Source organism: Halorussus salinisoli (assembly GCA_005239435.1).
Taxonomy (GTDB): Archaea; Halobacteriota; Halobacteria; order Halobacteriales; family Haladaptataceae; genus Halorussus; species Halorussus salinisoli.
Window position 1 is genome coordinate 995,122 of record SZNP01000001.1, and the last position, 14,629, is coordinate 1,009,750.

15 protein-coding genes are annotated in these 14,629 nt (G+C 66.0%); 5 read left to right on the forward strand and 10 right to left on the reverse strand.

Annotation, left to right across the window (positions count from 1 at the left end):
* Positions 1-14 precede the first annotated feature (14 nt).
* On the forward strand, positions 15-299 hold the full coding sequence (locus E2484_RS09340) for a hypothetical protein (RefSeq protein WP_137284927.1): 285 nt from the start codon (positions 15-17) through the stop codon (positions 297-299).
* On the opposite strand, the gene E2484_RS09345 is transcribed toward E2484_RS09340, so the two are convergent.
* Positions 300-1,541, reverse strand: a complete 1,242-nt coding sequence (locus E2484_RS09345; RefSeq protein ID WP_137284928.1) for an NAD(P)/FAD-dependent oxidoreductase — start codon at positions 1,539-1,541, stop codon at positions 300-302.
* A gap of 105 nt (positions 1,542-1,646) precedes the next feature.
* Between E2484_RS09345 and E2484_RS09350 the strand changes: the two genes are divergently transcribed.
* Positions 1,647-2,240, forward strand: coding sequence for a DUF6149 family protein (locus E2484_RS09350; protein WP_137284929.1), 594 nt, complete (start codon positions 1,647-1,649; stop codon positions 2,238-2,240).
* 96 nt (positions 2,241-2,336) lie between these two features.
* On the opposite strand, the gene E2484_RS09355 is transcribed toward E2484_RS09350, so the two are convergent.
* Positions 2,337-3,029, reverse strand: coding sequence for a hypothetical protein (locus E2484_RS09355; protein ID WP_137284930.1), 693 nt, complete (start codon positions 3,027-3,029; stop codon positions 2,337-2,339).
* Positions 3,030-3,156: 127 nt separating this feature from the next.
* Complete coding sequence (locus tag E2484_RS09360) at positions 3,157-4,533, reverse strand: NAD(P)/FAD-dependent oxidoreductase (protein WP_137284931.1); 1,377 nt, start codon at positions 4,531-4,533, stop codon at positions 3,157-3,159.
* Between the two features lie 158 nt (positions 4,534-4,691).
* On the opposite strand from E2484_RS09360, the gene gpmI reads away from it, so the two are divergent.
* Positions 4,692-6,209, forward strand: coding sequence for a 2,3-bisphosphoglycerate-independent phosphoglycerate mutase (gene gpmI / locus E2484_RS09365; protein ID WP_137284932.1), 1,518 nt, complete (start codon positions 4,692-4,694; stop codon positions 6,207-6,209).
* A 461-nt stretch (positions 6,210-6,670) separates the two neighbouring features.
* Here gpmI and E2484_RS24865 read toward each other — a convergent pair whose 3' ends face one another.
* Positions 6,671-6,826: a hypothetical protein gene (locus tag E2484_RS24865; RefSeq protein ID WP_170977278.1), complete on the reverse strand. Its 156-nt coding sequence runs from the start codon at positions 6,824-6,826 to the stop codon at positions 6,671-6,673.
* Between the two features lie 86 nt (positions 6,827-6,912).
* Between E2484_RS24865 and E2484_RS24870 the strand changes: the two genes are divergently transcribed.
* On the forward strand, positions 6,913-7,074 hold the full coding sequence (locus E2484_RS24870; protein ID WP_170977279.1) for a hypothetical protein: 162 nt from the start codon (positions 6,913-6,915) through the stop codon (positions 7,072-7,074).
* 58 nt (positions 7,075-7,132) lie between these two features.
* Here the strand turns inward: E2484_RS24870 and nadC are convergent, their stop codons facing one another.
* The 4 genes from nadC to E2484_RS09385 all read right to left on the reverse strand — a co-directional run bounded on the left by nadC (position 7,133) and on the right by E2484_RS09385 (position 12,057).
* On the reverse strand, positions 7,133-7,945 hold the full coding sequence (gene nadC, locus E2484_RS09370) for a carboxylating nicotinate-nucleotide diphosphorylase (protein WP_321112238.1): 813 nt from the start codon (positions 7,943-7,945) through the stop codon (positions 7,133-7,135).
* Positions 7,932-9,545, reverse strand: a complete 1,614-nt coding sequence (locus E2484_RS09375) for an L-aspartate oxidase (RefSeq protein ID WP_137284933.1) — start codon at positions 9,543-9,545, stop codon at positions 7,932-7,934. The genes nadC and E2484_RS09375 overlap by 14 nt, the downstream gene beginning before the upstream one ends.
* Before the next feature lie 2 nt (positions 9,546-9,547).
* Positions 9,548-10,681: a quinolinate synthase NadA gene (gene nadA / locus E2484_RS09380; RefSeq protein ID WP_137284934.1), complete on the reverse strand. Its 1,134-nt coding sequence runs from the start codon at positions 10,679-10,681 to the stop codon at positions 9,548-9,550.
* Positions 10,682-10,830: 149 nt separating this feature from the next.
* The gene (locus E2484_RS09385; RefSeq protein ID WP_137284935.1) at positions 10,831-12,057 is read right to left on the reverse strand and encodes an MFS transporter; all 1,227 of its coding nucleotides are present in this window, start codon (positions 12,055-12,057) and stop codon (positions 10,831-10,833) included.
* Positions 12,058-12,250: 193 nt separating this feature from the next.
* Between E2484_RS09385 and E2484_RS09390 the strand changes: the two genes are divergently transcribed.
* On the forward strand, positions 12,251-13,687 hold the full coding sequence (locus E2484_RS09390) for a short-chain fatty acid transporter (protein ID WP_137284936.1): 1,437 nt from the start codon (positions 12,251-12,253) through the stop codon (positions 13,685-13,687).
* A 141-nt stretch (positions 13,688-13,828) separates the two neighbouring features.
* Here the strand turns inward: E2484_RS09390 and E2484_RS25495 are convergent, their stop codons facing one another.
* Both E2484_RS25495 and E2484_RS09395 read right to left on the reverse strand, forming a co-directional pair.
* On the reverse strand, positions 13,829-13,960 hold the full coding sequence (locus tag E2484_RS25495; protein ID WP_321112240.1) for a hypothetical protein: 132 nt from the start codon (positions 13,958-13,960) through the stop codon (positions 13,829-13,831).
* Positions 13,961-13,988: 28 nt separating this feature from the next.
* Positions 13,989-14,345 (reverse strand): beta propeller repeat protein, encoded by a 357-nt coding sequence (locus E2484_RS09395; protein WP_137284937.1) that lies wholly within the window; start codon positions 14,343-14,345, stop codon positions 13,989-13,991.
* Between the last annotated feature and the right edge of the window lie 284 nt (positions 14,346-14,629).

Sequence of the window (14,629 nt, forward strand, 5' to 3'; positions counted from 1 at the left end):
CCGTCGTTCGACGCATGACGAGCGTAGACGACCACCTCCGAGACATCGCCGCACTCGCGGACGACGAACTCAGCGACCGGTCCGGGCCTGCGCCCGAGGACCACGACTACGCCGAGGCGCTGCGGTCGATGCGAGCGATAGGCGGCGAGTCGGCCGTCGACCGACTTGCCGAGGACCTGAAGCGGTCGATACGCAAGTCCGAAACGCTCCCGCAAGAACAGTCGGTGCGGTCACTCGGTCGAGATATCTGCGACGAAGAGGGGTACGCGATTCCGGACGACTCGTGGTTCGCGCGCTGACTACTGTTCCGGGGGAATCGCCAGTTCTTCGGGGTCGAAGTCCTTCTCGAGCAGGACTTCCTTCTGGTCGGCGACTTCGGCTTCCTGCCGGATGAGGTCCTTGTACCGGCCCTGCGGGGCGATGTCGCCGATGAGGACGCCGCCGATGAGTTTGCCGTCCTTGAACGCGAGTCGACGCCACTCGGTGTCGCTGTACTTGCGCTCGCACTCGTCGTCGCCCAGCGTCGGGAAGCCGAAACTGAGGAACGGGAAGTCGAAGTGCGTGATGGAGTACGACGAGACCCACCGGAACGCCTCTTCTTCGCCGTCGGCGACCATGTTCTTCGCGGCGGTTTGGCCCTGCTCTTTCGCACTCCCCCAGGACCCGTTCTGGGCGTACTCGTCGAGGATGGTGTCGTAGTACCGGGTGATGTCACCGGCCGCGTAGATGTCCTCGACGCTGGTCTGCATGTACTCGTCGACGACGATGCCGCTGTCCTCCTCGATACCGGTTCCTTGGAGGTACTCGGTGTTGAAGTTCAGGCCGATGGCGACGCCGACGAACTCGCTGTCGAACTCGTCGCCGTTGGCGTCGATGGTCGAGACGACGCGGCCGTCGTCGTCGGTCTCGAAGCCTTCGACGCCGCTTTCGAGGACGGGTTCGACGCCCTTCTCTTCGAGGGCGTCGTGGATGATTTCGGCACCGTCGAGGCTCAGGCCGTAGCGCCACCAGCGGTTGCCTCGCATGATGTACTTGGCGTCCACGTCTTGGGCGGCGCAGACCGCCGCGAGGTCGATACCGAGCAGGCCCGCACCGACGACGACGCCGGTGTCGGCCTCGCTTGCGTTCTCCTGAATCTTCCGGGCGTCCTGGAACGTCCAGAAGTGGTGGATGCCCTCGGCGTCGCTGTTGTCAACCGGAAGTTGGGTCGGCGTGCCACCCGTGGCGACGAGCAGTTTGTCGTATTCGAACGTGCCGCTGTCGTGGGTGTGGACCTCGTGGGCCTCGGGGTCTACGTCCGTGACGAACGTGTTGAGTTCGAGGTCGATATCGCGTTCGGCGTACCAGTCCTCTTCGTGGATGGAGATGGGCGCTTCTGGGAGTTTTCCTTTGGCGAACTCCTTGATGAGAATGCGATTGTACAGCGCCTCACCCTCGTCTGTGATGACGGAGACGTCGGCATCCGGGTCCTCCTCGCGGATGGTCTCCGCGGCGGAACTGCCCGCAATTCCGTCACCGATTATCACGTACGACTCGCTCATAGCCGAACCTTCATCTTCGGGGTTAAAGTGGGTTGCTATCTCAAAATCATGCGAGAAGTTCACGAACAGACGAACTTTTGGGCATCGGGTCCCAAACATCGTTCGATGAAAATAAACCAGAACGTCCGCCACTTCGCGTCCCGGAAGGCACTGGAACTACCGGTGGTTTCGGACCTCGTGAAGAACAAACTCGTGGACATGCACACTGGCATCTTCCTGAAGAAGGCCGACGCCGACCACCGCGAGGAGCGCCGCGATCGCCTCGACGCCTTCTTCGACGCTACGATGGACACCTACCTGACGGCGCTACAGGCGGGCGCGCCCGAGGCCGAAGCCCGCGAAATCACCCACATTCAGGCCAACTTCGACTTCTACAACCACGGCTGGACCGAGATGATGGAGTTCCCGAGCGACGAGTTGGACCAGCACTACGACCGTTACGCCGAGTTCTTCGAGCGTCACGGTATCTCCATCGACGACCCCCTCGGCGAGTTCGAACCCGCGGGCGGAATTCCGGACGCTCCTTCGACGCCCGAGAAACTGGAAGAGCCGGAACACCCCTATGCAGAGGGCGGCTTCGCCGACGACGTGTACGTGCAAGGCCCCGACGGCGAGGTTCGGGTCGGCGGGCAGGAGGAGCCCGACGAGGTGGACGTGACCGACGCACCCGGCGTCAGCGACGACGACGCCGAAGCGTAGCTACAGTCGGGAATCGGCTTCCGAAACGTGTTCCCGAGGTCGTCTCGGCGCGGGTCGAAAAACCGGTGGTTCGCAGTTACCGCGATAGGGCGGCCGTCACTCCTCGCTCTCCTCGTCTTCTCCGCTTTCGCTACCCGTGTCCTCCGCCTTCTCCTCGGCTTCTTCTGTCGCGTCGGCGGCCTCCTCGATTTCGTCGGCCGCCATCTCGCCGCTCTCCTGCACGTGGTCGGCCGCCATCTCTCCGCCTTCCCGCACTCGGTCGGCGGCCTCGTCGGTGACTGCTCCGCCGGTCTCCTCGATTCGGTCGGCGGCCTCTCCGGCGGCGGCTTCCGTCTGTCCGGCCATCTCACCCGAGCGCATCTCGGCTTGGTCGGCGACCGACCGCGCGCGGTCGGTCGCTTGGCTGACGACCTGACCCATCGACTCGGACCGTCTGCTCAACACGTAACCGAGACCGACGACGACGCCGAGGAGGAACAGGCGCTGGAGGACGCCACGCCCCTGACCGCCTTCGTCCGACTCGGCTTCGAGTTCGACTTCCGGGGCCAGTTCGGTGAGTGCTTCCGCGGCCTCGGACCCGCCCCGGCGACCGCGAAGATAGCGCATCGCCGCTCCGAGGTCCACGAGCAGGAACGTCCGGACGAGTCTGTTCTCTCGAGACGGCCCCGACCGCTCCCCGTCGCCGTCCTCCATCGCCGCCCTGAGTATCCGTACCGCCGGGTCGCGCACGCTGTCGTCGGCCCGTTTCGTTCGCCTCTCCTCCGCGTCTTCTGACAGAATGCTACTCATTGTTCTCCCCGGATAACAATAGGCGGAAATCGCGGAAAAGCATTCTGGGCATTTTCCGGAGCGTGGCGACTCGCTCGGCCGATTCCGTCTCCGACTCCGAGTCGCCGACCACCGACTGCCGACCGACTCACTCCGGACTGACGACCTGCTTCTGACCCGCGATTCTGTCGGCGCACTCGTAGCCAGCCACGATGCCGCCGTTCAGACTTCGCTCGGGGTACTGGGCTCGACTCGCCATCCCGGCGTAGTAGAGACCCTCGGCGACCTCGTCGGCGAGGTCGTAGGGAATCACCATGTCGAGGTAGCCTCGCTCGTAGATGGGCGCGGCGCGGGGGTTCTTGGCGAGGCGGAACTGCTCGACGTGCGAACGGTCCCAGTCGGGGAACATCTCCTCTACGTGGCCGAGCCAGAGGTCCTCGATTTCGTTTTCGTCCATCTGCCAGAGGTCCTCGTCGTAGTCCTGAATGTAGCTGGCGACGTAGAGCAGGTGGTCGCCGCCGTAGTTCTCGGGCGGCATGTAGTTGGTGTGTTCGATGAGCGCGCCGAACGGCGCGTCGTGGGCGACGTTGAGCCAGTAGGTGTCGGTCAACGCCTCGTCCATCGTCACCAGCGCACAGACCGCGCCCTGGAAGTCGATTTCGCACTCGTAGCCGGCGAGTGATTCGAGGACGTTGGGCATCGCCGCGACCACGACGTCGTCCACTTCGTGGGTCTCGGTGGTCGTTCCGCCGTCGGGGGCTTCTGCTTTCGGTTCCTCCGTCGCCGCATCTTCGACGGCCACGGTCATCCCGCTGACCTCGCCGTCGTCGATGTCGAGGTCGGTCACGCGGGCATTCGTCGTGATGTTCTCCCGGCCGACCGCCTCCACGAGGGCGTCGAGTAACTGGCCGAACCCGCCTTCGAGGTAGCCCAGCGGTTCGCCACGCAGGAGGTCGCGCTCGCCGCGGAACTTGATTCGCCCGAGGAGCCACGCCGCGCTCACGTCGTCTTTCCGGTCGCCGAACTTGGCGTCGAGCAGAGGTTCGAAGAAGCCTTCGTAGACACCGTGGGACGTGTGTTCGCGCAGGAAGTCCTCGATCGGCACGTCCTCGAAGTCCTCCAGGTTCTCGTAGGTGTCGAACTTGGGGATTCCGCCGCGCACGTCGATTTCCTGCGTGAGCATCGTGAGGCGGAACTTGTCGTAGACGCTCATGTGGGGGTAGGCCAGAATCTCCCACGGCTTGTCCATCGGGTAGACGGTCCCGTCCCAGTAGTAGGCGTTCTTGCCGATGGGCCACTCCAGGTTCTCCGCCAGTCCCAGTTCCTCGATGAGGTCCACGATGGTCTCCTCGGAGGCCGAGAGGTGGTGGTAGAACTTCTCGATCTGGTCGCCCGCGGTCTCGTACACTGCGGCGAGACCGCCGACTTGGTCGCTGGCTTCGAACACCTGCACGTCGTGACCGTGTTGCTGGAGGCGGTAGGCGGCCGCGAGACCCGCGATTCCCCCACCGACGACACCTTTCATACCACGTCGTTCACCCCGGTCGGCCAAAGTTCTTGTTGAAGCGCCCGAACGTTGGACTCCTGTCACGGTTCGGGGTGGACCGTCTTCGGCAGTGACGTCCCGGTTGCGATTTCTCGCCAAGCGAAGGGTAGTTACGACAAGACGCCTTCTGTTCGCCCATGAAGGCCGCGCTGATAATCCTCGACGGGTGGGGATTGGGAAGTGAAGACGGTGGACGGAACGCCATCGAGGCCGCCGACACGCCGAACTTCGACCGGTACGCCGACGCGGGCGCGTACGGCACGCTCGACGTGACCGGGCGGCGGGTCGGACTGCCAGAGGGCCAGATGGGCAACAGCGAGGTCGGCCACCTCAACATCGGTTCGGGCCGGGTGGTCAGACAGGAGTACACCCGCATCTCCGACGCCATCGAGGAGGGCGAACTCGGCGAGAACGACGCCATCGACTCGGCGTTCGAGTACGCACGGGACAACGACGGCCGGGTCCACTTCATGGGGCTGGTCAGCGAGGGCGGCGTCCACTCCGACCAGAAGCACCTCTACGCACTCGTCGAGTTGGCCGCAGAGCGCGGCGTCGATGCGGTGACCCACGCCTTCACCGACGGTCGGGACACCGCGCCCAAGAGCGGCACGGCGTTCCTCGCCGACTTGCAGGAGGTCGTAGACCGCGAAGGGACCGGCGAGGTGGCGACCGTCTCGGGGCGGTACTACGCGATGGACCGCGACCAGAACTGGGAGCGCACGAGGCGGGCGTACGAGGCCATCGTCGAGCGCGAATCCGAGTACACCGCGGAATCGGCGGTCGAAGCGGTCCGCCAGTCCTACGAGCGCGACACCACCGACGAGTTCGTGGAACCGACGCTCGTGGAGGGCGGCCCCGCGATGGAGGACGGTGACGCCGCGCTCTTCTTCAACTTCCGGGCCGACCGCGCCCGCCAGTTGACCCGGATGCTCGCCGACATCGACCCCGTCTGGCCGTTCGACACCTCGCCGCCCGAGATTCGACTGGCGACCATGACCCAGTACGACAAGACGTTCGACCTCCCCGTCGCCTTCCCGCCGCACCAGCCGACGGACGTTCTCGGCGAAGTCCTCGCCGACCACGGACTCACCCAACTCCGCATCGCCGAGTCCGAGAAGTACGCCCACGTCACCTACTTCCTCAACGGGGGCCGGGAAGTCGAGTTCGACGGCGAGATTCGGAAGATCGTCGAATCGCCCAACGTGCCGACCTACGACCAGCAACCCGAGATGAGCGCCGAGGAGGTCACCGACACCGCCATCGCCACCATCGAGTCCGACGACCCGGACGTACTGGTCCTCAACTACGCGAATCCCGACATGGTGGGCCACACGGGCGACTTCGACGCCGCAGTCGAGGCGGTCGAAGCCGTGGACGCCCAACTCGGCCGACTCGTGGAGGCCGTCTCCGCCGCGGGCGGGCACGTCCTCGTCACCGCCGACCACGGTAACGCCGACGACATGGGTACCCCGGAGAACCCTCACACCGCCCACACCTACAATCTGGTTCCCTTCGTCTACCTCACGCCGGAGGGCGACAGCGGCGGAAAGCGAGTCCGAGAGGGCGGGTCGCTCTGCGACATCGCGCCGACGATGCTGTCGCTCATCGGCGTCGAACGACCCGACGCGATGACCGGCGAGAATCTACTGGAGTAGACGTTTCGGGAGTTCGGAGATTCGGACTGCACTTTCGGGAGGACGAATTTTCCATTCCCGCGCGTGTTGACTTCTCCCCCCGGCTCGGCGCGTGCTGACTTTTCTTCTCGGTTCGGCGCGCGCTGGCGCGACCCGTGGCTGGCGCGACCCGTGGTTTGGGTCGCGCCCGTGCGCACGAGGGACGACGAACGAAGTGAGCGAGGAGGCTGGGGAGGTCTGAGGCCGTCGCGGTGCGGTTGCGGTACCGTGTGGTGCAGTATGATTGGCTCACGAAGTAGCTAGCTTCGTGTTGCCCTCCTTCGTGCCGTGAACTTCGCAACGACTTGCGCAACCGGTACGGAACTGCCGGAAAGTCGGCGTGGCGGTCCTGACGACGGCACCGCCGAGCGCGAAAACAATTGTATAATGCCTCATCGGAAACGAAAACACGCTACAGAGAAATAACTATAATCCTAAGACGATTATATACAATTCTGAGGCCGCGTTCGCTGGCCGAGACCTTCGAGGAGTTGCTGTTCGAACCTGCCGGCGTCGCCGTCCCGCTCGCCGCCGCGGCGACGCTCGGCTACCTCCACGACCGGGCCGCGCTCGCGGTACTTCCGTCTCTCCCCCGACACCCGCCACTATCGATACGTCCCAACCAACCGAGGACTTTCGGGTAGAATCAGAAGCCGTTTTGCCCGCCGAGCTCCGAACTCGACGCATGCTCTCGCCGCTTCACCTCGGAGTCGAACACCCGAACCTGGTCTGGATAGCCGCGGTCGGACTGCTGGCGTTCGTCGTCGGACTCGGCGTCAACCTGTGTCGCTCGCTCGCCGACGCTCCTCGAATCGCCTCGCGCACTTCCGACGGCGAGTCGGAGTAGCCCGCTCGAATCGCTCGGGAAGGGCCGTCCCTCCGCAGAGAAGTCGTTTCCTCGCCACTCACTCCCCGGTCCGGAACGACAGGTCCACCGTCTCGGCCGAGTGAGTCAGCGACCCCATCGAAATCACGTCCACGCCGGTAGCCGCGTACTCCGGCACGTCCGAGAGACCGATGCCGCCGCTGGCCTCCGCCAGGACGCCGTCCGGTAGCATCTCGACGCCCTCCTCGACTCGGGCGGGAGGCATGTTGTCCAGTAGGACGATGTCGGCCCCGGCTTTGGCGGCCCGGATTCCCTCCTCCGGAGACTCCACCTCGACTTCGATTTTCGTGGCGAACGACTTCCGCTCGCGGAAGTGGCGGACGGCCGCCTCCAAGCCCATCTCGGCGACGTGGTTGTCCTTGACCATCACCATCCCCGAGAGCGTGAGGCGGTGGGTGTCGCCGCCGCCCGCCGCGATCGCGCGCTTCTCGACGCCGCGCAGGCCGGGCGTCGTCTTCCGAGTCCCGGCAATCGACACGTCGTCGCTGATTTGGCGGGCGAGGTCCACGGCCTGCCGGGTCGCGGTCGCCACGCCCGAGGCGTGGCCCGCGACGTTGACCGCGACGCGCTCGCCGCGGAGGACCGCCTCGGCGGGACCTTCGACTTCCAGCACCGCGTCGCCCGGTTGGATTCGGTCGCCCGCTTCGACGGTCGCCGCGGCGTCTACGTCGAGATAGTCGAAGACGGCTTCTGCGGCGTCGAGACCCGCGACGACGCCCGACTCCTTGGCGACGAGGCGACCCGTCGTCTCGCCGGGGACGTGGTTGGTCACGTCGCGGTGGCCCACGTCCTCCCGAAGCCAGTCCTCGACCTTCCGGTCAGTCACTCGCACGGGCCTCGGCCTCCTCGGAGTTCGCTTCCGATGTATCGTCTTCGAGCGCGTGGCACCCGACCGGTTCGGCGTCCATCGCCTGCCGGGTGACCAGCAGGGCGACCACGCTGGCGTTCCGGAGTTCGTAGAGGCTCCGACTCGTCCGAGTTCGCGTGTAGGCGTCCACCTCGCCCTTGAGTCGCCGGAGGACCGCAGTCGCGCGCTCGAGACCCTCGGGCGTCCGGCGAAGCCCCACTTGCTCGTCCATCACGCGGCGCAGGCGGACGAACTTCTCGCGGGCGAACCCCGAGGGGAGGTCGGGGTCGCTGTCGCGCAGGTCCGGTGCTTCGACCGGTTCGGGGTCGAACCCGGCCGCGGCCTCCCCGGCGCGCAGGCCCCAGACCAGTCCCTCCAGCAGACTCGTGGAGGCGAGGCGGTTCGCCCCGTGGACTCCGGTTCGGGCGCACTCGCCCACGGCGAAGAGTCGGTCCAGGTCGGTCCGGCCGCGGTCGTCCACCGCGATGCCGCCACAGAGGAAGTGCTCGCTCGGTTCGACCGGAATCCCCTCGCGCCAGTCCACGCCGCGGGCCTCGCACTTCCCTGCGAGGTCCGGGAACTCGTCGGCGAAGTTGAGGGACGACACGTCCAGAACGACTTCGCCCGTGCGCTCGCGCTCGTCGGCGACTGCGCGCGCGACCACGTCGCGCGGAGCCAACTCGGCGTCTGCGTGATAGTCGGGCATGAATCGCTCGCCCTCCGCGTTCCGGAGGACCGCGCCCTCTCCGCGGACCGCCTCGCTCACGAGGAAGGGGTCCTCCCCGGAGTACGCCGTGGGGTGGAACTGCACGTAGGCCACGTCTTCGACGTCGGCCCCCGCGAGCGCGGCCATCGCGATGCCGTCGCCGGTCGCGGTCTCGGGATTGGTCGAGTTCCGGTAGAGCGCGCCGATGCCGCCCGTGGCGAGGACGGTCGACCCCGCGAAGACGGGTTCGGGGTCTGGCAGGTCGCTTCGCTCCCCGCTCGATTCGTCCGAGGCGCATCGCGCCTCGTAGTCCACGAGCGCGCCGTGAACTCGCCCCTCGTTGGTAATCAGGTCGAGCGCCGCAGTGTCGGACCGAATCGTCACTCGGTCGTGAGCGTCGAGGTGGTTCAGGAACGGGCCGAGGACGTGCTTGCCTGTGCTGGCGTCTACGTGGAGGATGCGCGGTTCGGAGTGGGCGGCCTCCCGGCCGTAATCGAAGTCGGAACCCTCGGCGTCCCCGTCGTCGTCCGCGCGGTCGAAGGGCACGTCGAGCGTCTCGACCAGCACGTCCTCGACCGCCTCGCGCGATTCTTCGACCAGCACCTCGACCGCATCGGGGTCGGCGGTGTCTGCGCTGGCGGCCAGCACGTCGCGCTCGAACGACTCGGGGTCCGAGCGCGTCGTGGCGACCCCGCCCTGCGCCCAGTGGGAGGTCGTCTCTTCCGGGCGGGTCGCCTTCGTGACGACCAGCACGTCCGCGCCCTCGCGTGCGGCGGCGAGCGCGGTCGCGCACCCGGCAACGCCGCTTCCCACGACGAGTACGTCGGTCTCGGTCGGGAGGTCGGAGTCGTCGCTCCCGTTCGGAATGTCGCCGGTCATCGTCATATCTCCAGCATTCGCTCCATCGCCACGTCGGCCAGTTCGGCCTCCTGTGCGGCGACTTCGATGACGTTGCGCTCGCGCCCGGCGACCAGTTCCTCCAGCACCCACGTCAGGTAGTTGGGGTCTATCTGGCGCATCGCGTTGCAGTCCATGCAGGCCTCCCCGCAGAGGGGGACGACGTTCACCTCGGGGTGCCACCGCTGGAGGTGGTTCGTGAGGTGAATCTCGGTGCCGATGGCCCACGTCTCCCCGGAGTCGGCCTCCGCGACGGTCTCGCAGATGGTGGCGGTGCTTCCGGCAACGTCTGCGGCCTCCACGACATCCCGTCTGCACTCGGGATGGACGATGACGTTGGCGTCGTCGTACTCCTCGCGGACCTGCTCGACGTGGTCCTCGCGGAATCGCTCGTGGACCTGACAGTAGCCGTCCCAGAGGACGATGTCGCTCTCGGCGACCTCCTCGGCGTCCTTGCCCTCGGGGTCCCACGGGTCCCACTCGGCGATGGACTCCTCCATGCCGAGGCGATGGGCGGTGTTTTCGCCGAGGTGCTTGTCGGGCAGGAACAGCACCTTGTCGCCCTGCTCGAACGCCCACTCGAACACGTCGTCGGCGTTCGAGGAGGTACAGACCGCGCCGCCCTGCTCGGCGCAGAACGCCTTCAGGTCGGCGTAGGAGTTCATGTACGAGATGGGGACGATGTCGGCGTCGGGCGCGGCCCGCGTAATCTCGGCCCACGCGGCGTCCACCTGGAGGGCCTCGGCCATCCCGGCCATCGGACACGACGCCTCCATCGAGGGCAGAATCACGGTCTGGTCGTCGTCGGTGATGATGTCGGCCGACTCGGCCATGAACGTCACTCCGCCGAAGACCACGTACTCGGCGTCGGCCTCGGCGGCCTCGACGCTCAACTGGTAGGAGTCGCCGACGAAGTCGGCGTGTTCGACTATCTCCCGACGCTGGTAGTTGTGGCCCAGAATCACGAGGTCGTCGCCCAGTTCCTCTTTCGCGGCTTCGATGCGGTCTCGCCGCTCGGCCTCGTCCAACTCCCGATACGCGTCGGGCAACTGTTCGAGGTTGTCGTATTTGAAGAGACTTAGGTCGGTTTCGATGTCCGCTGTTTCCATTTCGGGCATGATGTAGCTCCTCCGATTACGACAGTCTTCGGTAGGCTTCTTTGAAAATATTTTCTATTCATAGGTGGATGGTGAATTGGCTGCGGACGTTTCAAGCTAGTTCGTGCGACTCGTTTACGACGATAGTTCGACGACGAGAAGAACCACATTCACAGCCGACTGGCCACGCCCACGGCCCCTGCACCCGCGATTGCGACCGCCCCGGCGGCGACAAACACCGGGTCGTACGTGCCCCACCGCGCGTAGCCCACGCCAGCCAGATACGGCGCGGTTAACCCGCTCACCGCGAACGAGACCGAGACGAGGCCGAACACCGCGTTGATGTGCTCGCGGCCGAACAGGTCCGCGACGAGGGGTGCCAGCAACGCCCCGTTTCCGCCGTAGGCCAGCCCGTACACCAGCACGAACGCCCACAGTCCGACAACCGTTCCGACGCCAGCCAGCGCCACGGTCGCCAACCCCATGGCCGCCGAGCAGGTGACGAACACCCGAACCCGACCGAGTCGGTCCCCGAGGAGGCCGATGGCCACACGCCCGGCCGCGCTCGCCACGCCGATCAGCGCGATGCCGGTCGCGCCGACGCCCCGGGACAGCCCAACGTCGGTCGCGTACAACACCAGATTGACGAGCACGACGTACAGCGTCGCGTAGACGAGCGTCCAGCCGAGGAACGTCAGGACGAACGCGGGAGTTCGCGCCACGGTCACCACGTCGTCCAGTTGCGTACGCCAGTCCACCCCGCCCGCCTGCTCGACGCCGTCGGGGAACTCTTCGTCGGGCGCGGTGTCGGGCGAGGGTTCGCCGCGGACCAGTAGTACTGCGACGACCAGCACTGCGGCCACCCCGGCCGCCAGAACAACCATCGCGTCGCGCCATCCGAGTCGGGCGATGAGTGTAGTTGCTACGGGTGCGACGACCAGCATTCCCACGCCGAGGCCCGCCGACGCCAGCCCGCTGGCCAGCCCGACGCGACGGTCGAACCAGCGCGCGGGCGTGGCGTAGGCGACGACGTAGACCACGCTGAGCCCCGCGCCGGTGACGAGACCGTAGGCGACAACCAGCCCGGCCAGCGACTCGACCCGGCTGGTCCAGACGAGTCCAGCGCAGAGGAGAACCGTCCCGACGGCGAGCATCTGCCGGGTCCCGTAGCGATCCACCAGCGCGCCGATGGCGACGGCTCCGACGTAGATGGCCGCTGTCTGGACGCCGAAGGCCGTCGAGGTGGCACTCCGCGAGCCACCGAACTCCGCGAGGATCGGTTCGAAGAACACGCCGAACGAGTACGAGAGGCCGAAGACGACGAACGACCCGAGAAAGCACCCCGCGACGACGACCCAACCGTAGTACCAGTCGCTCCGGCCTCCGTACGAGTCCATGTCCGGCGACTATGTAACCGGCCGTCATAATTCCGACGACCGAAAGTATTAGTTCGAATATGGAAATGGGTCGGGATCGCCACAGACGCCCCGAATCGACCTCCACATCGCGTCTTCTATCGGCGGGTCCGTATCGAAGGACCGTCATATTTCCCCTACACTTAAGAGGTCCACCTATAAACCTTGGGACGGTATGTCAACACAGGACGTAGAACCGCGGTCGGGTGGCAACGTGTTCGAGCGGGCCGGGCATCGGCTGGCGGACGTGGTCGAGCGGTGGATGCCGAGCCCGTTCCTGTTCGCGATCATCCTGAGTTACGTGGTGTTCGTGGCGGGCGTCGTCGTGGAGGGCGCAGGTCCCGCGGACATGGTCACGTACTGGTACGATGGCTTCTGGGCGTTCCTGACGTTCGCCATGCAGATGGTGCTCATCCTCATGACGGGGTTCGTCATCGCCTACCATCCGCGAGTCAACGGCTGGCTCCGGAAACTGACCGAGCTACCGAACTCGGGCGCGCAGGCCGTGGTCATGGTCGGCGTCTTCGCGATGGCCATCGCATGGATTCACTGGGGCTTCAGCCTGATCCTCGGCGCGATCTTCGCCCGCGAAATGGGCAGGACCGCCGCCGAGAACGACATCGACGTCCACTACCCGCTCCTCTGTGTGGCGGGCTACATGGGTCTCGGGCTGACGTGGCACTGGGGCCTGTCGGGATCCGCCTCGCTCCTGATCGCAACTGAGGGCAACGAGTTCATCGAGCAGGGCGTCCTCGATTCCGTGGTCCCGGCGACCCAGACCATCTTCTCGGGCTACGCGCTCGCGCTGACCGTCCTGTCCATCGTCTACGCCTCGCTCGTGCTCTACCTCCTCTCGCCGACGGGCGACCGCTCGGAGTCGATCCACGAGTACGTGGACGCGAGTAATCTGGGGAGCCCGGCCGCTGCGGCCGACGGCGGGAGCGCCGAGGCCGGTTCCGCCTCCGGGTCGTCCGATTCGACCGCCCCCGCCGAGCGCATCGACAACAGCCGGATTCTGGGCGGCGTCATCGCGGCGACGGGCGTGCTCTACGTCGCCTACCTGTTCGCCACGCAGGGGCTGGACGCGCTCGGCCTCAACGTGGTCAACTTCGGCTTCCTGTTCATCGGGCTGCTGATCTACACGCAACCCGCCGTCTACCGCGAGCGGTTCGGCGAGGCGGCCACGGCCGCGGCGGGCATCATCCTGCTGTTCCCGTTCTTCGCGGGCATCCAGGGCATGATGAACGGTTCGGGCCTCTCGGCCACGCTCGCCGAGTCCATCCTCGCAGTCTCGACCGAAGCGACCTTCCCCATCGTCGCGTGGATCACAGGCTCCATCGTCAACCTGTTCGTGCCGTCGGGCGGCGGCGAGTGGATCGTCCTCGGGCCGTCGGTCGTCTCCGCGGCGCAGGACCTCGGCGTCCCGGTCGGGAAGGCGACCATCGCCTACGCGGTCGGCGACGCCCACACCAACCTGCTCAATCCGTTCTGGGCGCTCCCGCTGCTGGCGATTACGGGCATCAAGGCCCGCGAGATGTTCGGGTACGCCATCGCGATGCTGTTGGCGCTGATTCCGTTCCTCGCCATCGTGCTGTACGCCATCCCGTACTGAAGCGGGCGAATCGGAGTCGATAGGCCCTCGGTCTTTCGCCGACTGATTTCCGTTTTTGCGCACGACTACCGACTCACCTCGCAGGGCCTCGACGTCGTCGAGCGAACGCGGACCCCGGACGAGTACTCCGAACCGTACGTTTCACGCTCCGACGAGCGACCGCACGGTCGAGTCGAACTCGTCGGCGGACTCCCACTCGCCGGGTCCGACCAGCAACCGACCGCGCACCGTTCCGGCCACGAGGTGTTCCTCGACGGACGCCCACGCGTTCACGTAGTCGTCCTCGGAGCCGGGGAACGTCTCACCTTTCAGGGTGGTTCCCCCCGTCGCCCGACCGCAGAACGACGCCCTCGTCTAGATCCTCGAAGCGGTGTTGCGAACGGTCCATCGCACACGTGAAGTACGTCCCCTCGTGAACGATGCCCTCCCGGAAGTACTGGAACCAGAAGTGTCGCTGGTGGGTGTCCAGTCGGTACCAGGTGCGACCGCCGTCGTCGGTTCGGTAGAGGCCGTCCTCGGTTGCGGCGTAGTACTCACCGGTGGCGGTGCCCCGTTCCAGCTGGTGAACCGACGCGTCGTCGAGGACGCTCGCGGAAACGTGCTCGTCGAGTCGCTGTCTGAACACGCCGTCGTCCGTGCCGACGAGGACCGAAGGCATACGCTTCCGATGACAGCGAACTAACGTAGGATTTGCGCTCAGTTGTGGGTCACGCGCCCCAGAATCTAATTCGTCCGGAACGCGGGTGCTACCCTACCTCCCGTGACAGGAACGCGAACTCGACGGGTTCGTGATGGCGAACCACTTCGGTTTCTCCCGGTCGGTCGCCGACCTCGCCGAAGCGGAGCGACGGGCGCGGCGTTCTGCATCGCTCCTGCTCGCCACCATAATTGATCCCGAGGGAAACGTATACGAGTTCGAGACATACGAGAATACGTCTAAAA